This window comes from Listeria costaricensis (assembly GCF_900183385.1).
Classification (GTDB): domain Bacteria; phylum Bacillota; class Bacilli; order Lactobacillales; family Listeriaceae; genus Listeria; species Listeria costaricensis.
Map to the genome: position 1 here is coordinate 221,233 of NZ_FXUT01000010.1, position 19,569 is coordinate 240,801.

Below are 19,569 nucleotides of genomic sequence, written 5' to 3' on the forward strand. Positions count from 1 at the left end.
CTGCTGATTAGTACCAGCCGTATTGTTCATGATGCGCTTTTGCATTGCTCCATGAACCGTAGCGACTTTGTACATAGCTGTCTGCCACACGTTCTTGATTGGCAGCAGAATAGTCACCATTTAGATAAGAATTCGTTAATTGATAACGACCGATATATTTACCAGTCGAACTTACAGCAGAATAAGAACCGCCGGATTCTTTCTGTGCAATCCAATCTTTCGCTTGTTGTTCACTTGAACTAGAAGTACTTGTTGTTTGACTTTGCTCAGTCGTATAAGTACTTTGCGTATTCGCAGGTGCTTGACTTACTTGTGTAGATTGTGTCGTGGTGGTTGTTTGTGCAGTCTGTGTCGTTTGTGCAACAGGGGCAGCAGTTGTTCCGCCTTCACCAACTTCTAATTGTTGTCCGACATAAATAAGGTTTATGTTGGAAATATTATTATCTTGCGCGATTTTATCGACGGACGTGTTATTTTCGCTTGCGATTTTAGACAATGTATCACCTTGTGCGACATTGATCGTTTGTGCGTCTGCCAAATGACCTCCTACAACCGTTGTAACTCCCACAACTACTGTAGCTACTGCCATTTTCAGTACGTTTTTATTCATTCTCAAAAGACAACTCCTTAATTTGTAATGAGCATACATCGTAACATAGCCATTATTGCAAAACAATATAAAAAACATATCAGTTCATTACAGTTCAGCGTCAAATATTGGAGAAAAATAACAGATTTTCTCATCTTTTTCTTTACCTATTTTAAAAATCATCCCGTGCGCAAGACACTTTAAACAAAAAAACCCTTTCCCCAAGCAAAAACAGACCGCTCTATGTTCCAAGGCCTTTTTCACTGAAAAAATTTCATTCTTATTCATTAAAAAAACGACACCCGACAAATGCGCGGATATCGTTTTCAGTTTCGACATCTAGATGTAAAAATGTCATCGTATGTTAACTTCTTGTTACAGTGTTTTTATTCATTTTGAATTAACTTTCTACTAAATTCCATTCATTTTGTTTCAAATCATAGTGTAAAACTGCCGGAATGGTTCGATAAGCAATTGGTTCACTTGAACGCTCTAATTCATGCATTTCTTCAAGTAAATCGATCCCAATTGGAATTTTTAAAGCCGTTCTTGTTTTTTCTGCATCTAAAAAGGCCACGCAAGCTCCTTCTTTAAAATAACCAGAAAGTCTTTTTAATACGGGAACTGGCGGACTGACAATCCGACGTTTCTTTGTGAAACCGAATAAAGCTTTTTCCTGCAGCATCTCCGTTGTTTTTTTCGCAATCACATAACTGAGTAGCTCATAGAAATGGTTCATATTGCGATAGTAAACTTTATTATACCAGCCATCCTCTTTGGTTAAATAAATGAAATTGTTTTGCAATTTGTAATAAAAAGGCGAACGTAAATGACGCCCCGTGTGCGCCAAATAGAGAAGCTCCGCAATTTCTTGCGGGGAAAGCTGGTTGACCAAATCAATTTCTTCAAAATCCACCCAGCAAAAATGATCGAATTTGTGCACCGATTGATTTTTAAGCTTTGACAGTGTGACTGTCTCGACAAAATCAAAGGCCGTGTGCGCGTTAAAAGAGACATCAGAAAAACGGTGCTTAAGCAATAAAATGTGTTCTGGCGGTAATCCAACGCCATTCATAAAATCGCAAAAATCGATGCCGCTCGTCACGACATTGTTAATCTCACTATCCATATGAATATATACTGATTGATTTACGGTATCTTTTTTCATTTATGATCCTCATTCTACATCTATTTAACAAATTAAAGGTAATCTTCCATATTCTATCATACTATATTTTTACTCAAAATATGTATCAAAAAACTCAAAACTTGATTACTATATCGTAACAGCTTCAAAAAATGCTTGATAAAAGAAAAAGCTAAGCATCTTTCACTTAGCTTGTTACCTTAAACTCAATTTAACATTTGGCATCTGTTTCACATTCAATGCTTTCCAGATATCGTTTCGTGATTTTGTTTTCTCTACAACGATACCTTTTTGTTCTAATTGACGGATAATCTTATTTAATTCTGCATGGCTTTCTCTCATATTCACCACTCCGTTCAAACTCGTTTTCAATCATCTCTTTTTATATCTTCACTCTAACATATATCCGAGTAAATGAATAGTCTTTTTTCAAATTTTTATTGTAATTTAACGAATCATTCTCTTCATTTTTTAGTAGAAAGCGTTTAAAAACCGAATTATTGTTGAAGTATCGAACTGATTATTAGGTTTTATTACCAGATGCTTATTTTTTCTGACAAATCCACTTTCTTCTATAATATAGCTGATAGACTTGCCATCGCCTTTTTCATTCACACGATCATTATAAAGGTGTGTTTTCATCAGTAAAGAAACCCCACCCCATTCGCGCCGCGCACATGATGGTGTGAGAAAAAGTTTGAATGCTTGGGGAATTAGAGCCGCTCAGCTGTGACCACACTGACAGCCAGAATAAATATTTTAAATCCGCACTCCTCCATTGTCGCCTGCTTAGAGAAATTAGCTGCGAAAATTTAATTTTGCGGTTTTCCTGCATCAAAAAAACGGCCTAGCATGCTGCTAAGCCGTTCATCCTTTTATAAGACTTTTTCCAAGAAGCTGATCGTCCGTTCATGCTTCGGATGATCAAAAATTTCTTCTGGGGTTCCTTGTTCAATAATATAGCCGCCATCCATGAAAATCACACGGTCGCCCACTTCACGAGCAAAACCCATTTCATGCGTGACAACCATCATGGTCATCCCCTCTTTGGCTAGATCCTTCATGACACCGAGTACTTCTCCAACCATTTCGGGATCGAGCGCCGATGTCGGTTCATCGAAAAGCATAATGTCTGGATTCATCGCAAGCGCGCGGGCAATCGCGACACGCTGCTTTTGACCACCGGAAAGCTGATCTGGATAGGCCGACGCTTTTTCTTGCAAGCCGACTCGTTCAAGAAGCTTCATTGCTGTTTTTTCGGCCTCTTCTTTAGATAATTTGCCCAGTTCCATAGGGGCAAAACTGATATTCCGTAAAATATTCATATGAGGAAATAGGTTGAAATGCTGGAATACCATCCCGATATTTTCGCGAACCTTGTTGATATCGGTCGTCTTATCTGTTAACTGATAATCATCGACCACCACTTCGCCGCCTGAAATTTCTTCCAGTCGGTTCATGCAGCGGAGAAAAGTACTTTTCCCAGAGCCTGACGGGCCAATCACACAAACAACTTCGCCTTCTTGCACTTCCAAATCAATGCCTTTTAAAACTTCATTCGTACCAAAGCTTTTTTTCAGTCCAGTTACTTTTAATTTGGTCATTTCGCCATTCTCCTTTCAAGCACATTGGATAGTTTGGTCAAGAGTGTGATCACAACGAGATACATGATCGCAACTACTAGCCAGATGCCGGTCGATTCAAACGTGCGGGCAATAATGATCTTGCCGGCTTGTGTCAACTCGACGATACCGATGACACTCATGATCGACGTATCTTTCAGTGTAATGACAAACTGGTTGATAAATGATGGCACCATGACGCGAACTGCTTGCGGTAAGATAATTTTGCGCATCGATTTACCATATGGAAGTCCCAGCGAACGCGCCGCTTCCATTTGTCCTTTATCGATGGCATTGATACCACCACGGATGATTTCTGTAATATAGGCCCCGGCATTCAAGCTGAGTGTGATGATGGCAGCCAGATTCGGATCCATTCGGAAATTAAAGGCTTGTGGAATACCGAAATAAATAAAGAATGCCAAAACGATCAGTGGGATCCCACGGAAAATATCGACATAAACGGTTGCAATGCCACGTAAGAATTTGTTGCGGCTTACTTTGAGGAAGCCAAAAGCAAGACCTAGAATGGCTGCAAAGAATAGCGAGATGAACGTCAATTTGACCGTATTCCATAGTCCCTTAAGCAGGGCTGGCCAGCTGTCGTTCAGTGTATCAAGGAAAGTGGCCGGTTTCGTATCAGTGCCAATATATTTGTCGAGAATTTTATCATATTCACCGCTTGCCTTGATGTCCGCCAGTCCTTGGTTGAACATCTGCAGCAGTTCCTGATTTTGTCCTTTTTTCACAGCGAATCCGTACGAGCCGCCTTTTTCTTTTTCCGTCACAATTTTCAGACCGTTGCCTTGTTTGACCCCGTATGCTAGTACCGGATAGTCGTCAAAGCAGGCTACTGAGTTTCCGCCCTTCACGTCTTCATACATGCTGGCAGAATCATCAAAAGGTACGAGCGTGTAGCCGTATTTGTCCTGATTCGCTTCTGCAAACTGGTAACCTTCCGTCCCCGTCTTAACCGCGACTTTTTTACCTTTTAGATCTTTATAGCTCTTGATATCATTGTTGTCTTCACTGACTGCCATGACGACGCCCGATTCAAAATACGGATCGGAGAAATCAAATTTTTGCTTTCTCTCATCGGTGATACTCATGCCGGCGATCACGCCATCAACTTGACCCGCTTCAAGCGCTTGAACAGCGGCATTAAAGCCCATTGGTTTGACTTCATAGGTAAAACCCTGGTCTTTGGCAATCGCAGCCAGAATGTCCATGTCAATCCCGACCAGATCACCATTGCTATCTTTAAATTCAAATGGTGCAAATGTTTCATCGGTTGCAATCGTATAGTCTACATCTTTTGCCTGTACTGTCTGTGCACCGCTTGTCCCTACAATAACTAAAATTACTGCTGCTAAAAGGAGCGGCCAGATGCTTCTCAGTTTCTTCATTATTTCCTCCCCCGAATAACGATGTATTCTGCTTCCATTTATTTCTATAGATGACTTTCATCTAAACATACCCTATTGGATAATTACCTTTAAAATTTTACCATAAGCTTCTGTTATTGACCATAGTTATTTGAGATAAGTTTTTATATTTGACAAAATATGTTAGAATATCTGACATAAAAATGCATGTAAAAACAGAGAAAAAGGCATAAGTTTCTTTTGTAATTAAAGAAACTTATACCTTCTAATAAAAAAGTCCACTTTCTAAATAATTGACTTTCTGGAGTAAGGAAAGTTGCCAGTATCGCCTTTCATACGGTATCTTAATAGTAAAGCTTAGGCGAGGGCAACTGCTTCAATTTCGATTGCGGCATCCAGCGGCAGCTTGGCCACTTGGAAGGCACTTCTAGCGGGGAAATCATTTTCAAAAAAGCTCGCATACACATCATTGACCGCGGCAAAATCTGCTAAGTCTTTGAAAAACACGGTGACTTTGACAAGGTTCTCGAGGCTTGAGCCGCCTTCTTCTAAAACAGCACGTAAATTTCTAAAAGCTTGTTCTGCTTGGCTGACTGCTCCAGCTTTGAGTTCGCCTGTCGCCGGATCAATGCCTAGCTGACCGGATGTATAGATAAAGCCATTCGCCTTTACAGCTTGCGAATACGGGCCGAGTGCTTTTGGCGCCTGTTCTGTATGGATGATCGTTTTTGTCATACTAATCCCTGCTTTCTTTTTGATATGTGTTTATTTTAGCCGAAGTGGAAAAATTTTGCAAAATTCTATTTTTAAGTAGAAGGAGAGACTTATTCATGTTCATCCTATGGTTCACTTGTTATCTGCTGGTAGTTTCACTCATCAGTTTTAGTTTATTCGGGATTGATAAACGGCGGGCGATCAAACATCGTTACCGAATCCCCGAGTCAGTTTTACTGCTGTCTGCTTTTTGCGGTGGTGCGTTTGGCGGATGGTTGGGTATGCAGGTTTTCCATCATAAAACGCGGAAAATGAAGTTTAAAATTTTAATGCCTATGGCGATGCTTTTAGTCGCTATTGTCCTGATTTTTTTCCTTAATAAATAGGAAGCAGGTCGAATCAACAGCGCTCATTTTTGTTGATTCGACCTGCTTTCTTTTATTTTTTATCAAACAGCAAGGAGATTTTTTTAACGATTTCCATCATGATTACAGCAGCAAGGGCAAGTCCGGCAGCAATCGACCATTCATGAAGGCCGAAGCTTGCAGGAATCGAGAAAATCTCGCGTGCGCCAGGTAGAACGGTGATGCCATATAAGACGAAGCAGAGCAGTACGGCGCCGATCACATAGCGGTTGCTGAAAAATCCTGCGCCAAAAGCGGTTTGCGTATTGCTTCGTGCGGCAAAGGTTTGCAGCGTTCTCGCAAGAATTAAGGTGGTGAAGGCCATCGCGATACTCATTTCTGGGCTAATGGAAAGACCGATTGCCTGTGAAATGATGACCGCAATCCCGATTAGAAGCCCTCTTGTTGCCACTGCCCGCATTGTGCCGCCAGCAAAGATACCTTCATCAATATCTCGCGGTTTGCGTTTCATCACGTCAGGTTCTGCTTTTTCCATACCAAGTGCGATAGCTGGCAGGGAATCGTTGACCAGATTGATGAAGAGCAGCTGCAAGGCGGTAAATGGATTGACCCAGTCTAGCACGAGGGCGAATAAGATGGCAATGATAGCACCGAGGTTACCGGCGAACAGATAGCCGATCGCCTTTTTGATATTATCGAAAACCGTTCGACCAACGCCTACTGCATCTACGATCGATACAAAGTTGTCATCCGTGAGAATCATGGCACTGGCATCTTTCGCCACGTCAGTTCCGCTACCCATGGCCACTCCGATATCGGCTTGTTTCAGCGCTGGCGCATCATTGACACCGTCACCCGTCATCGCGGTAATTTGTTTTTTCTTCTGCCATGCCCGGACGATCCGGATTTTATTTTCAGGTGAGACTCTTGCATAAACAGAAATATGGGTCAATTTTTCATCGAGTTCCTGCTCACTCATTGCATCCAGTTCCTGTCCAGTGACTGCAATATCATCTTCTGCCATCAGGCCAATATCGCGACCGATTGCTTGGGCTGTCGTTTTATGGTCGCCTGTAATCATGACTGTGCGGATGCCGGCTTTTTTCGCTTCTTCAATGGAGTCATAGACGGCTTCACGCGGCGGATCGATCATGGCGGTCAGTCCGACCAGAACCAAATCCTTTTCATCCTCCAGCTCAAGTTCCGTCCGATCTTCCGGCAGGCGTTTATAGCCGTATGCCAATACACGTAGCGCTTGATTGGAGAATTCTTCATTGGTTTTTTGCAGCTCGGCTAGGATTTCTTCTGTCATCGGCACTTCTTCGCCGTTTTGATACACATAGCCAGCGCGGCTGAACATGACATCTGGGCCGCCTTTTGTCAGCATTGCCTTGTGCCCGTCGAAGGTATGGAGGGTGCTCATCAGCTTGCGGTCAGAGTCAAAGGGAATCTCGCCCTCTCGAATAAAGGCCTCCCGTATTTCATTATAGTCTTGATTATTTTTATTACTAAAGGCGATCAGGGCGACTTCGGTTGGGTCTCCCAGTTCTTTACCTTCTTCATTGATATTGGAGTCATTACATAAAACGGCAATATAAATGAGGCGTCGCTCCCCATCCGTCCAGTTTTCCGGCTGATCTGGGAAATTTTCTTTGGTCCCATCCGGCAGATAATAATCCACTACGGTCATTTTATTTTGCGTTAAAGTTCCGGTTTTATCTGTACAAATCACACTCGTTGATCCAAGTGTTTCGACTGCTGGAAGCTTCCGAATGATCGCATGTTGTTTGGCCATTTTGTTTGTTCCAACCGCCAAAACGATGGTGACGATCGATGAAAGGGCTTCTGGAATGGCTGCTACAGCTACGGCTACGGCAAACATGAAGGCGTTTAAGATGGCGGTCGTCATGTCGCCGCTCTCCTGCCCTAATAGCACGCGTCCCGCTTCCACTGCAAAAATCAGAATACAAAGCGCCAAGATGGCAAAGCCCATTTTTTTACTAAAGCTTTCCAGTTTGCGCTGCAAGGGCGTTTGCTTGGCTTCAGCGGTCTCCAGCAGATCGGCAATTTTACCGATTTCTGTATCGAGAGCTGTGGCAGTCACGACATACTTGCCGCGTCCATAAGCAACGAGCGCCCCGCTGTAAACCAGATTGATCCGGTCGCCAATCCCCACTTTCTCTGCAATCGGGTCGACCATTTTCTGAACCGCTTCCGATTCACCTGTCAGCATGCCCTCATCCACTTTTAGTGAACCGCTTTCAAGCAAACGGCCATCTGCTGGAATATAGTCACCGGCATCCAGCAGAACAATATCGCCAGGCACCAGCTCATTGGCATGAACCGTATTTTTCGCGCCGCCACGAATCACTTTGGCAAGCGGTGCTGACATTTCCCGAAGCGCATCCAGCGAGCTTTCCGCTTTTCTCGTTTGGACAACACTGATGATCGAATTGACAATCAAAACGATAAAAATGATCACCGATTCCATGACTTCACCCAGTACAAGCTGAACCAAAGCAGCTGCAACCAGCACGATGACCATTGGATCTCGGAATGTTTCTAAAAATAATTTCCAAAGCGGATCTTTTTTCTTCTGCTTCAACTCATTGAGGCCATATTTTTCACGCCGCTTTAGTACTTCTTCTTCTGTGAGGCCGTTTTCATCGACCTGCCATTCTTTTAGTACTTCTTCTGCCGTTCTCTGATAGTTTTCCAAAATTCGCCAACTCCTTTACACCTTCACCATCATTTATTTAAACTCGTTAACTTAAATATAACAATTTCAACAGCATATTCCCAATAATACTCTTATCTTTACAAAGTTTTAACAAAAAAACAGCAGAAATGCTTCTGCTGTTCTAAAAATCTTTATGGGTTCGGATTCGCCCTTCTTTTTCCTTATCGCGGATAATTTTCGGCACTTCACGACTGGCCACAAAAGTCAATGTCGAGCCGATCAAAATGAGCAGAATCCCAATCGCTGTATTCACATAGATGGCTTCATGCAAAATGAGCAGTGCCAAAATTGGTGCCAGCGCCGGCTTAATAAAAAATACCAACGAAGCGAGCGATACGCTTGTTTCTTCCATAGCCAGAAAATAGCTGCTGAAACCAATCCCCGTTACAAATACACCCAAGTAAATCAAGAGTGGTAATGAGCTGAGGGATACGCCCGCAACAAACGGAATTTGACTAAAGGTAGAAAGTCCAGCTGTATTCAGCGCTTCGGCAAGTGCGGGAATATGTGTGAGCATCATTACAACGGCCAGTTCAGCGACCCCTACTAAAAAGGAAAAACAAGTCATCACGATCCCGTCATAGCGCCGTTCCTTCGTCCCATAACGACAAATCACACTATAGATGGCAAAAGTGATCGCAGCGGCTACCGCAAGGACAATCCCAAGCGGGTCCTGCAGCTCAAAAGGATTGACAATGACCAGCATGCCGATCAGGCTGATAATGATCGACCCCACCGTAAGTCGGGATAATTTTTCCCGTAAAAAAAGCGCCGCAAATGCCAGCACAAAAATCGGATTACAGCTGAACAGAATCGCCACTGTGGAGGCTTTTGTATATTGAATGGCCAGTTGGAAAAACGTCATACTGACAACGATACAAAAAAAGCCAGTAATCGAGAAAAACAGCCAATCACGCCCAGCCAGCCGTCGCTTCGACCGTTGCAACCGTTTTATGGCAAGTGGAAGTAGTACTAGTCCGCCAATCAGAAACCGTAAAAAATTCAGTTCGATTGGATTGAACGTATTGCCGGATAATTTGATCGCAATTTCCATCGTACTGAAAAGAAATGTGGCGATCATAATATAGAAATAACCTTTCTTCATATGGTTCAACACCCTTGTTTTATTTCATCCATCTTTTATTATATAATAGATAATTATAGCAAACAAAGCATAAAATCGATCATTTCCATGAGAATTATGCATTGAAAAGAGGTGTGAAATGGACATTCAACAATTGCGTTATTTTATTGCAGCGGCAGAAACGGAGCATTTGACCAAAGCAGCCGCCGAACTCTCCTTGTCACAATCCGCCTTGAGCCGCTCGATCATTGCCCTTGAGGAGGAAATTGGTGTCGCCTTATTTGACCGGGTGAATCGGCGGATCGAGCTGAATCGCTTTGGCAAACTATTTTTAGAGCAGGCAAGAAAAACGGTGACGGAGCTTGATCTGACAGAGCAAACGTTGCAAAATCTGGCCGACCCGGAAAGCGGCGAAATCAAGCTGGCCTTTTTGCATACATTCGGTTTATCTTTTATACCGGCTATGCTTAAAGCGTTTCAAAATGAGCATCCTAAAAACAAGCTGCATTTGAATGAATGTGGCAATGCGGAACTTTTCGACCTGATTCGGACTGGAGCGGCAGATGTGGGAATTAGTGCCCTGCAAATAGAGGACTCCTCGCTCGTTTTTCATCCTCTTCGTCGTGAAAAAATGGTGCTGATCATTTCTAGTGAAAACCCGCTCGCCAGTCAGACGGAGCTCTCTCTTCCAATGATTCAGGCGGAAACCTTTATCCACTTTGATAAGCAAACTTTTTCGAGAAATTTGGTCGAACAGCTTCTCGCCAATCAGCACATCCATGTCCAGTCAAGCTATGAGGGTCTTGAAATTGCCAGCGTGATTGGTTTGGTGGAGGCCAATATGGGCGTTTCGATCGTCCCGGAATCCACGTGCGAACATTTGAATCATGTGAAAGTTTTCCCGCTGGCGGACAAAATGGCGGAACGCGTGATTTATCTGGTTCATAAAGCCGGCAGCAGTCGAACCGGTGCCGTCGAGCGTTTCATTTCCTTCGGGATGCGCTATCCGTTTACCCAAAAAGCCGCCGAATAGATAAAGTTACTTGCCGAATAGACTTCGACTTTGCTACACTCAATCTAATAATAAGGAAGTCTTTGGGAGGAATAGGATGAAAAAAGCTGTCGATTATGTGCGCTACGTGCCCTTAATTTTACGCTGGGCCCTCAATTTTGCGCTTGTTCTAGTTGGACTGACACTGGTTGTTTTCCTGATTCGTGAAGCATGGTACATTTTCAGTAACTTACTTATTTTAGACACCAAAGAATCTTACTACGAAATGATGGCTCAAATCTTGGTTTTCTTCCTTTACTTTGAGTTTATCGCGTTAATCATTAAATATTTTGAGTCCAGCTACCACTTCCCTCTTCGCTATTTCATCTATATAGGGATTACTGCCATCGTCCGTTTGATTATTGTCGATCATTCCGATGCGCTGGCAACACTCTTTTTGGCAGGGGCGATTCTGCTTTTGACCGGTGCCTTATACCTAGCGAACACCAAGCTTTTAAAGCGGGAATAGCAAGCGTATATACAACTGATCGGCTGTTTGGTTATTTTTGTACACAAACCTTTCCTAGGTATTTTCACCTATGAAAGGTTTTTCTTTTGCACATATACCAGTTTTCAATACACTTTGTTCCAAATGTGTCAATAAATTTACAATTTGACTCAATAAATGAAAAGTCGCAAATTTTACTGCATCTTCCCTCCTATTTTTGGTAAACTAGTAAGGAGAAAAAGAAAAAGGATGTGAACCTTGGGGAAATGAAAAGAAAAAAATGGATACAATGTGTGCTAGGTGTTGGTGGCATACTTGTTTCTACAGCCGTTATTTCTGCTCCGGAAAAAGTCGAGGCAGCAGAATCACCGCTCGCTAGTGTCCCCGTTTTGTATAGTTCTGCTCTCTCAGCTTCAAGCGAACAGCAGAAATTTATCAACTCGCTTGTGTCGCAAGCACAGGCTGATCAGCGGCAATATAAACTTTTTTCAAGTATTACACTTGCACAGGCCATTTTAGAATCTGGCTGGGGCAAAAGTGATCTTGCAACGAAAGCCAATAATTTATTTGGTATTAAAGGCAGCTACAATGGCCAATCCTATCTGGTACCAACGCTTGAATACATCAATGGCCAGTGGATAACAGTCAATGCCAATTTCCGCAAATATCCCAGCTGGAGCGCTTCTGTGCACGACCATACCATGCTCCTTGTGAATGGCACAAGTTGGGACCCGACGCACTATTCCAAAGTCGTCAATGCGAAAACCTATCAGGAAGCGGCGAATGAGCTGCAAAAAGCAGGCTATGCCACGGATCCCAATTATCCGGCCAAGCTAATCAATATTATTGAGACCTATGATTTGGATCAGTATGACACACTTTATGACACGATCAGCAATGAAAAAGTGTATTACGGCTATGCCAATATTAAAACGACAGATGGACATTCGGTTTGGACAAGGCCTTATGGCACGGAAAACGCCCAATATGTCAACGAGCTTTCTGCTTATAGTGGGAAGAAACTGGAATTAAATCGCGTGGCCACAACGAATCGGGCCACTTGGTATCAATTCGCAGTTGATGGCAAGACGATTGGCTGGGTGGATTCCCGGGCACTGGACATCTTCTATAATAATGGCATGGAAGTCGCCACATCTGGCACGCGTTATGTAAAAAATACGTCTGCCAGCTACTATAAATATCCAGTTGTCGATAATCCAATGCGCATCGGTTCCCTTTCTGGATACAGCGGCAAGAAGCTGACGATTGATCGGAAAGCAACGATTCTCGGTGAAAACTGGGTGCGTGTCTTCTACAATGGCACTCTGCTCGGCTGGGTCAAAGAAAGTGATCTATCGACTTCTGCTCCTATTACGATGGACTATGATAAGGTGGTCTATGCTTACGGCAATGTGACAAACAGCGGCAATAATGGCATTTGGTCCAAGCCTTATGGAACAACAGGTGCCACTTATGTCGGACCGGTCTCTACTTATCAGGGGCAGAAAATCCGCCTGCTTCGTGAAGCAAGAACCAGTAATGGCGTGACGTGGTATGAATTTTCGGCGAACGGCAAAACGATTGGCTGGTTGGATGCACGTGCCATCTCCGTCTTCTATGACAGCTCGATGGAACAAAGCGCTACTGGCACTCGCTATGTGAAAAATACCAGCGGCACTTATAATCTGTATCCAGTTGTCGACGGACCGATGACACTTGGTTCACTGGCTGACTATGCCGGCAAAGCCCTGACGATCGACCGGAAAGCAACGATTCTTGGCGAAAACTGGGTGCGCGTCTTCTACAATGGCACTAAACTCGGCTGGGTCAAAGAGGCTGATTTAGCGACGACACCACAAACGACACTGGATTATGACAAAGTGGTCTATGCTTATGGTAATGTGACAAACAGCGGCAACAATGGCATTTGGTCCAAGCCTTACGGGCTATCAGGCGCCAGCTATGTCGGACCGGTTTCTAAGTACCAAGGGCAAAAAATTCGCCTGCTTCGTGAGGCGAGAACCAGTAATGGCGTCACGTGGTATGAATTCTCGGCAAATGGCAAAACGATCGGCTGGTTGGATGCACGCGCCATCTCCGTCTTCTATGACAGCTCGATGGAACAAAGCGCTACTGGCACTCGCTATGTGAAAAATACCAGTGGCACCTATAATCTGTATCCAGTTGTCGACGGACCGATGACACTTGGTTCACTGGCTGACTATGCTGGAAAAACCTTGACGATCGACCGGAAAGCAACGATTCTTGGCGAAAACTGGGTGCGCGTCTTTTACAATGGCACTAAACTCGGCTGGGTCAAAGAAGCGGATCTTTCAACGAGTCAGCAAATTTCACTGGATTATGACAAAGTGGTCTATGCTTACGGCAATGTGACGAACAGCGGCAATAATGGCATTTGGTCCAAGCCTTACGGGCTATCAGGTGCCAGCTATGTCGGAGCAGTTTCTAAGTACCAAGGGCAAAAAATTCGTCTGCTTCGTGAGGCGAGAACAAGCGACGGTGTGACATGGTATGAATTTTCGGCGAACGGCAAAACGATCGGCTGGTTGGATGCGCGTGCCATCTCCGTCTTTTATGACAGCTCGATGGAACAAAACACCACTGGCACCCGCTACGTGAAAAATACCAGTGGCACCTATAATCTGTATCCGGTAGTGGATGGACCGATGATTCTGGGTTCTTTATCTACCTATACTGGAAAGGCGCTGACCATCGACCGGAAAGCAACGATTCTGGGTGAAAATTGGGTGCGCACAGTCTATAATGGCTCACGACTTGGCTGGGTCAAAGAAAGTGATTTGAAATTAACAAAATAAGTATGCATGGAGAGGAGTCTTTCAACGGCTTCTCTCCTTTTTGGTATAGCCCAGGATGGCGACTGTCGATTTTGCCTCACCCCCTATCCCCCTAGTCATCCTCTTCAAATTTCAGGAAATTAGCTTCTAAAAGCCGCTATTCATGTATAGACCAATTCTCCAACCAAAACATCTATCACTTGATTTAAAGATATTTCTCTCCTATAATAGCTCTATTCAAAGATATACCAATTAAAAAAAGGGGCTGTTCATTTGGAAAAGTCGTCGTATAAATATTTACAGTTACTTGCCAAACAATACCCAACCATTGCCAAAACTGCCACAGAAATCATTAATCTGGAAGCCATTTTAAACCTGCCAAAGGGAACCGAGCATTTTTTGAGTGATATCCACGGGGAGTACAGCGCCTTTGAACAGGTTCTCCGTAACGGTTCCGGTGTGGTCAAGCGTAAGATTCGCGATGTTTTTGGGCAGGATTTGACGACAGATGAGATCAATACCCTGGCAACGCTTGTTTATTACCCTGAGCAAAAAATGGATCTGATTTTAGCCGAATTAGATGATGCCGACAGCTGGTATCAGAAAACGCTTTTTCAGCTTATCGACTTGTGCCAGTATGTTTCCAGTAAATACACCCGCTCAAAAGTCCGCAAAGCCATGCCGAAAGACTTCTCTTACATTCTCGAAGAACTGCTCCATGAAAATTATAATGAAGAGGATAAGCATTTGTACTATGCCAAGATCATTCAGAGTATCATCGATCTGGACCGGGCGCGTGAATTTATTGCGGCTTTATGCAAGCTGATCCAGCGGCTGGTAGTCGATCATTTACATGTGGTCGGTGATGTGTATGACCGCGGCCCCTATCCAGATAAAATTATGGACACGCTGATGGCTTATCATTCCATGGATTTTCAGTGGGGCAATCACGATATGTTATGGATGGGAGCGGCCAGTGGTTCCAAAGTCTGCCTCGCCAATGTGATCCGCATCTCAGCTCGCTATTTGAATCTGGATATTTTAGAGGACAGTTACGGCATTAGCTTGCGACCGCTGGCTTTATTTGCAGAGGAGCAATATGGGGACGACTCTTGCACTTTCTTTCAGCCCAAAAACGAGGAAAATCTTACATATAGCCATGCTGAAATAACACAGATTGCACGAATGCATAAAGCGATCGCCATCATTCAGTTCAAGCTGGAGGGCAAAATGATCGATCAGCATCCTGAATTTCATATGGACGGGCGCAAACTGCTGGATAAAATTGATTATCAGGCTGGTACCATTGAGCTGAAGGGAGAGACCTATCCTCTGCTTGATACTCATTTTCCAACGATTAATCCACGTAGTCCCTATGAGCTCACTGCCGCTGAGCAAGAAGTGATGGAGAAGCTGACTTTTTCTTTCAAAAACTGTGAACGGCTCCAAAAACATATTCAGTTTCTCTATGCAAAAGGGAGCATGTTTCTGACCTATAATGGAAATCTGCTTTATCATGGTTGCATTCCGCTCAACGAAGATGGCAGCTTTATGGAGATGGAACTTCGCGGTAAGTGCTTTTCGGGCCGGGCATTGTTGGCGGAATTTGAGCAGCTCGCGCGGGAAGGCTATTTTCGGACAAGCGGAACGGCTGAAAAAGAATATGCATGTGCGATTATTTGGTATCTGTGGACGGGGGCTGCAAGTTCTCTATTTGGCAAAAGTGAGATGACCACTTTTGAGCGTTACTTTATAGCCGACAAAAAGACGCATCATGAAGAGAAAAATCCCTACTATAAATTACGCAATGATCCGGCTATTTGCGAACAAATTTTAAAAGAGTTTGGTGTGGAACCCTTGTCAGGTCATATCATCAACGGACATACACCGGTTAAGGAAGGAAATGGGGAAAGTCCGATCAAGGCGGATGGAAAAATGCTGGTGATTGATGGCGGATTTTCAAAGCCTTATCAAAAAACCACCGGGCTAGCCGGCTATACGTTACTTTTCAACAGCTACGGTTTGCAACTTGTCAGCCATCAGCCGTTTACTTCTACGGAAGAAGCCATTCAAAATGAAACCGATATTTTGTCAACGCGGCAAGTGATTGAAACGGAGATTGAACGAAAGCGTGTGGCAGATACGGATATTGGCCGAGAGCTTCGCCAACAAGCGGACGATTTAAGATCTCTGGTGGAAGCTTATCGCAAAGGACTTTTCAATGAACGTTCTTAAAAAGTCATAAAAAGTTCAGAAATTGGTAAAGCGTCTATTCATGCGGTTCTTGAAGAATTTTCACTATTTTCGCTACTTTTTTCAAGTGCAACTTTCCCTAAATCCAGTATAATAATAGATGTAGTTATTTCTTTCGCTTCCCAAGTAAAAGAATATCTATCATCCCCAAGCCCTCTTGGAATTCCCACAGATTCCAAGGAGGGCTTTTTTCGTCTTGCACATGTATGCACGTTAGCACCACACAAAAATATTCAGGAAAGAAATAAAATGACCCCCGAGAGTCAGACCTACTCATCTGACTTTCGGGGGTCGGTTTAGCCATCCTCTTTGGTCGGCTTTTATTTAACAAATTGCATGATCACTCCGCGAACGGAATGAAAGAATGGATAGACGGAAACTGCAAGCGGCACATAGACAATTGCCATTCCCCAGTTTAGCAACGATGTATAGGAAAAAATCGGGCCGAGGAAGAGGAAGAGGCACAAAAAGGCACTCATCAAAAGTCCAATCATCAGCTTAATTTTAAAGTCAAACGGATGCGCCACTGTCAGCAAGGCGGTAAAGCAGACAATCCCCATCAATAGCACATTCATCGTGGAAGTTTCAGCAAAGCTCATGCCGAAAATATTTCCGATCAGCATAATGACGATGATATAACTGACAATACAGAAGGCAGCCGGTACCGCTGTTTGCAGCACCTTTTTCAAAAACTGCCCTTGGATGCGTTCATAGTTTGGCTTAAGCGCTAGGAAAAACGATGGAATCCCGACTGTTAAGGCAGAAATCGGGCTGAGTTGGATCGGTTGGAACGGATAGGCGTTGTTGACAAACGTGAAAATAATCGTCAACACGACGGAATAAATCGTCTTGATGAGGTAGAGTGAAGACACGCGTTCGATATTATTGATGACGCGGCGACCTTCTTTTAACACGTTGATCATCGAATCAAAATTATTATTCAGCAGGACAAAATCGGCTACACTTCTAGTCGCATCGCTACCTTCTGCCATGGCAATACTACAATTTGATTCTTTGAGTGCCAGAACATCATTGACACCGTCACCCGTCATGGCTACCGTATGACCTTCTTTTTGATACGCCTGCACGAGCTTTTTCTTCTGATGTGGTGTCACCCGACCAAATACGGTATAGGCCTGCACGATTTCACTAAAGTCATCTGTTTCCTTCACTTGGCTCATATCGATATACTCATGGCCATGTTCGATTTCCGCTTGCATGGCGACATTGGCCACCGTAACGGGATTATCACCGGAAATGATTTTGATGGAGACGCCCTGCTCTTTGAAATACCGGAAAGTATCCTTGGCTTCTTTACGGAGCTCGTCTGCAATTAAAATCAGGCCGATCAATTCCATCTCCTGAAGTTCAGGCAGCGGATGCTCTGACTTGGCCAGGCACAGCACTCGATACCCTTTTTCGGCATAGTGATGCAGTTCTTGCCGTTTCTGCTCTGAAAGCGTATCGCGGAAAACGAATTCCGGTGCACCAATGACATAGCTCCCGCGATTTTTAAAAGTAACACCGCTCCATTTTCTGGCTGAGGAGAATGGGACCGTTTCGATCTTTTGCCAGTCGGGGCGTTCTGGAAAGGCATTCTTCAAAGCAATACTGGTGGAATTATTATCATTTAAAGTAAAGACAATGGCTGCCACGGCTTCGCTCAGTTCTGCCTCTGTATGCTCGGCTTCTGGTAAAACATCCGTTACATGCAGATTGCCGCTCGTGATGGTTCCTGTTTTGTCCAAGCAAAGCACGTCGACACGGGCAAGTGTTTCGATCGCTGGCAGCGTCTTGACGAGGACTTTATGTTTGGCCAGATTGACAACTCCGACAGCCAGTGCAACGGTCGTTAGGAGGACCAGCCCTTCTGGAATCATACCGATCATGGCGGCCGCCGTTCCAAGGATTGACGCATTTAAGTCGCCGCTTTGGTTGAGCTGAGCAATAAACAGAATGACTCCGAGTGGAATAATGACAAAGGTGAGTACCTTGATGATCGTTTTAATTGAACGAAGCAGCTCGCTATAGGCGGTTTTTTCTTGCTTGGCTTCGAGTGACAATTTGGAAACAAAGCTGTCTTCCCCTACTGCGGTCGTTTCGACAAAGGCCTGGCCGCTTAAAATAAAGCTGCCGCTCATGACCGATTCGCCCGTCTGTTTGGCTACTGGGTCTGATTCGCCGGTCAATTGGGACTCATCGACTTCAAGGCCCGCCGTTTGCTGCACAAGGCCGTCAGCTGGGATCTGGTCGCCCCGTTCAAGCAGCATCAAATCGCCCAGTACCATTTCTTCCTGTTCAATCTCGACTCTTTTCCCGTTACGAATCACTTTGACTTTACTGTTTGTCAAAATTGTTAGTTTGTCGATCTGCCGTTTCGCCCTGATTTCTTGAAAAATCCCCATTCCGGTATTGCAAAGCGCAACGCCTAAGAACAACAAATTTTTATAGCTGCCTGTATAGATGATAAAACAGGCGATTGTCACGTTAATCAAGTTGAACAGCGTCAGCATATTATCCCGACAGATCCGCGAAATCGAACGTGTCAACGGCTTAAGCGCCAGATTTTGTTTACCTGCTTGCTTTTGCTTATCGACTTGTTCGTTCGAGAGACCAGTAAGCGGATAAGCTTCTTGTTGCGCTTCTCTTGCTGGATTATTCGGTTCATTCTTCAAAGCAATCAATCCTTTACTGGTAAAATTACAGTTGTTTATGAAGTATGCAACAGTTCGGCTTGGAAAACGGCCGGTTTTGCGCTATACTTTCTTCAAATCAAAGAGGAGGTTTTGAACATGCTTCGTTCCAAAACGCATCCATTTCCCGAGCTGCTCACTGCACGTTTAAAGCTAAGAGCCCTTGAAGCGGCCGATCTCGAGTGGTTATTTCAGCTTCGTTCTGATCCGCTGGTCGCAAAGTTCACCGGCAGAAAGCTTGACCAAAACAAAAAGGCTACAGAATCATATTACCACAAAATCCAAGCTGGTATAAAAAATAACCAATGGATTTATTGGGCAATCCAGCAAAAAGACTCTAAAGCCTTAATTGGCACCATCTGCTTGTGGAATTTTGACGAGGAAAAGCAACGGGCTGATCTGGGATACGAATTATTGCCCGCTTTTCAGAAAAAAGGCTTGATGACTGAGGCTGTACAAGCTGTCGTCCCTTTCAGCTTTAATTTTCTTGGGTTGAAACAATTATTCGCTGTCACAAATCCCGCCAATATCGCATCATGCAAGCTACTAGAGAAAAGCGGCTTTGAGCAGGATTTTTCTTTTAAAGAAGCCGATCTTGACGAGCAGGGAAAAGAAATCCCGCTAACCCTCTTTATACGTACCGATTCAAACTAAAGGCTTGG

At 44.0% G+C, this 19,569-nt stretch carries 15 protein-coding genes; 6 read left to right on the plus strand and 9 right to left on the minus strand.

What is annotated here, in order from left to right:
- Positions 1-7 precede the first annotated feature (7 nt).
- The 6 genes from apf to CS921_RS10110 form a co-directional block, all read right to left on the minus strand.
- Complete coding sequence (apf, locus tag CS921_RS10080; RefSeq protein ID WP_099223471.1) at positions 8-610, minus strand: aggregation-promoting factor; 603 nt, start codon at positions 608-610, stop codon at positions 8-10.
- A 379-nt stretch (positions 611-989) separates the two neighbouring features.
- Positions 990-1,757 carry a hypothetical protein gene (locus CS921_RS10090; protein WP_099223475.1) on the minus strand — a complete coding sequence of 256 codons (768 nt, stop codon included), beginning with the start codon at positions 1,755-1,757 and terminating at the stop codon, positions 990-992.
- Between the two features lie 174 nt (positions 1,758-1,931).
- Positions 1,932-2,078 carry an Lmo0850 family protein gene (locus CS921_RS15565; RefSeq protein ID WP_099223477.1) on the minus strand — a complete coding sequence of 49 codons (147 nt, stop codon included), beginning with the start codon at positions 2,076-2,078 and terminating at the stop codon, positions 1,932-1,934.
- A gap of 533 nt (positions 2,079-2,611) precedes the next feature.
- Entirely contained in the window at positions 2,612-3,340 is a 729-nt protein-coding gene (locus CS921_RS10100; protein WP_099223479.1) for an amino acid ABC transporter ATP-binding protein, read from the minus strand.
- Positions 3,337-4,764: an amino acid ABC transporter substrate-binding protein/permease gene (locus tag CS921_RS10105; protein ID WP_099223481.1), complete on the minus strand. Its 1,428-nt coding sequence runs from the start codon at positions 4,762-4,764 to the stop codon at positions 3,337-3,339. Before CS921_RS10105 ends, CS921_RS10100 begins: the two co-directional genes overlap by 4 nt.
- 336 nt (positions 4,765-5,100) lie before the next feature.
- Positions 5,101-5,478 carry a RidA family protein gene (locus CS921_RS10110; protein ID WP_099223483.1) on the minus strand — a complete coding sequence of 126 codons (378 nt, stop codon included), beginning with the start codon at positions 5,476-5,478 and terminating at the stop codon, positions 5,101-5,103.
- A gap of 95 nt (positions 5,479-5,573) precedes the next feature.
- Between CS921_RS10110 and CS921_RS10115 the strand changes: the two genes are divergently transcribed.
- Positions 5,574-5,843, plus strand: a complete 270-nt coding sequence (locus CS921_RS10115; protein WP_099223485.1) for a DUF1294 domain-containing protein — start codon at positions 5,574-5,576, stop codon at positions 5,841-5,843.
- A gap of 52 nt (positions 5,844-5,895) precedes the next feature.
- On the opposite strand, the gene CS921_RS10120 is transcribed toward CS921_RS10115, so the two are convergent.
- Both CS921_RS10120 and CS921_RS10125 read right to left on the minus strand, forming a co-directional pair.
- Positions 5,896-8,541, minus strand: coding sequence for a cation-translocating P-type ATPase (locus CS921_RS10120; RefSeq protein WP_099223487.1), 2,646 nt, complete (start codon positions 8,539-8,541; stop codon positions 5,896-5,898).
- Positions 8,542-8,683: 142 nt separating this feature from the next.
- Positions 8,684-9,667, minus strand: coding sequence for a DMT family transporter (locus tag CS921_RS10125; protein ID WP_099223489.1), 984 nt, complete (start codon positions 9,665-9,667; stop codon positions 8,684-8,686).
- Between the two features lie 118 nt (positions 9,668-9,785).
- On the opposite strand from CS921_RS10125, the gene CS921_RS10130 reads away from it, so the two are divergent.
- The 4 genes from CS921_RS10130 (at position 9,786) to CS921_RS10145 (ending at position 16,196) form a co-directional block, all read left to right on the plus strand.
- Positions 9,786-10,679: a LysR family transcriptional regulator gene (locus CS921_RS10130; RefSeq protein WP_099223491.1), complete on the plus strand. Its 894-nt coding sequence runs from the start codon at positions 9,786-9,788 to the stop codon at positions 10,677-10,679.
- Positions 10,680-10,755: 76 nt separating this feature from the next.
- Positions 10,756-11,166, plus strand: a complete 411-nt coding sequence (gene psiE, locus CS921_RS10135; protein WP_099223493.1) for a phosphate-starvation-inducible protein PsiE — start codon at positions 10,756-10,758, stop codon at positions 11,164-11,166.
- Positions 11,167-11,411: 245 nt separating this feature from the next.
- Positions 11,412-13,982, plus strand: coding sequence for a GW domain-containing glycosaminoglycan-binding protein (locus CS921_RS10140; RefSeq protein WP_162921740.1), 2,571 nt, complete (start codon positions 11,412-11,414; stop codon positions 13,980-13,982).
- 252 nt (positions 13,983-14,234) lie between these two features.
- Positions 14,235-16,196 (plus strand): fructose-1,6-bisphosphatase, encoded by a 1,962-nt coding sequence (locus CS921_RS10145; RefSeq protein ID WP_099223497.1) that lies wholly within the window; start codon positions 14,235-14,237, stop codon positions 16,194-16,196.
- A 338-nt stretch (positions 16,197-16,534) separates the two neighbouring features.
- Here CS921_RS10145 and CS921_RS10155 read toward each other — a convergent pair whose 3' ends face one another.
- Entirely contained in the window at positions 16,535-18,889 is a 2,355-nt protein-coding gene (locus tag CS921_RS10155; protein ID WP_099223501.1) for a cation-translocating P-type ATPase, read from the minus strand.
- A gap of 117 nt (positions 18,890-19,006) precedes the next feature.
- On the opposite strand from CS921_RS10155, the gene CS921_RS10160 reads away from it, so the two are divergent.
- Complete coding sequence (locus CS921_RS10160; RefSeq protein ID WP_099223503.1) at positions 19,007-19,561, plus strand: GNAT family N-acetyltransferase; 555 nt, start codon at positions 19,007-19,009, stop codon at positions 19,559-19,561.
- Positions 19,562-19,569 lie beyond the last annotated feature (8 nt).

Bases quoted from the DNA above. Each gene is read 5' to 3' on its own strand.
- CS921_RS10110 (WP_099223483.1), bottom strand. From the start codon at position 5,478: ATGACAAAAACGATCATCCATACAGAACAGGCGCCAAAAGCACTCGGC.
- CS921_RS10105 (WP_099223481.1), bottom strand. From the start codon at position 4,764: ATGAAGAAACTGAGAAGCATCTGGCCGCTCCTTTTAGCAGCAGTAATT.
- CS921_RS10130 (WP_099223491.1), top strand. From the start codon at position 9,786: ATGGACATTCAACAATTGCGTTATTTTATTGCAGCGGCAGAAACGGAG.
- CS921_RS10125 (WP_099223489.1), bottom strand. From the start codon at position 9,667: ATGAAGAAAGGTTATTTCTATATTATGATCGCCACATTTCTTTTCAGT.
- psiE (WP_099223493.1), top strand. From the start codon at position 10,756: ATGAAAAAAGCTGTCGATTATGTGCGCTACGTGCCCTTAATTTTACGC.
- CS921_RS10140 (WP_162921740.1), top strand. From the start codon at position 11,412: ATGAAAAGAAAAAAATGGATACAATGTGTGCTAGGTGTTGGTGGCATA.
- CS921_RS10160 (WP_099223503.1), top strand. From the start codon at position 19,007: ATGCTTCGTTCCAAAACGCATCCATTTCCCGAGCTGCTCACTGCACGT.
- CS921_RS10115 (WP_099223485.1), top strand. From the start codon at position 5,574: ATGTTCATCCTATGGTTCACTTGTTATCTGCTGGTAGTTTCACTCATC.
- apf (WP_099223471.1), bottom strand. From the start codon at position 610: ATGAATAAAAACGTACTGAAAATGGCAGTAGCTACAGTAGTTGTGGGA.
- CS921_RS15565 (WP_099223477.1), bottom strand. From the start codon at position 2,078: ATGAGAGAAAGCCATGCAGAATTAAATAAGATTATCCGTCAATTAGAA.
- CS921_RS10100 (WP_099223479.1), bottom strand. From the start codon at position 3,340: ATGACCAAATTAAAAGTAACTGGACTGAAAAAAAGCTTTGGTACGAAT.
- CS921_RS10090 (WP_099223475.1), bottom strand. From the start codon at position 1,757: ATGAAAAAAGATACCGTAAATCAATCAGTATATATTCATATGGATAGT.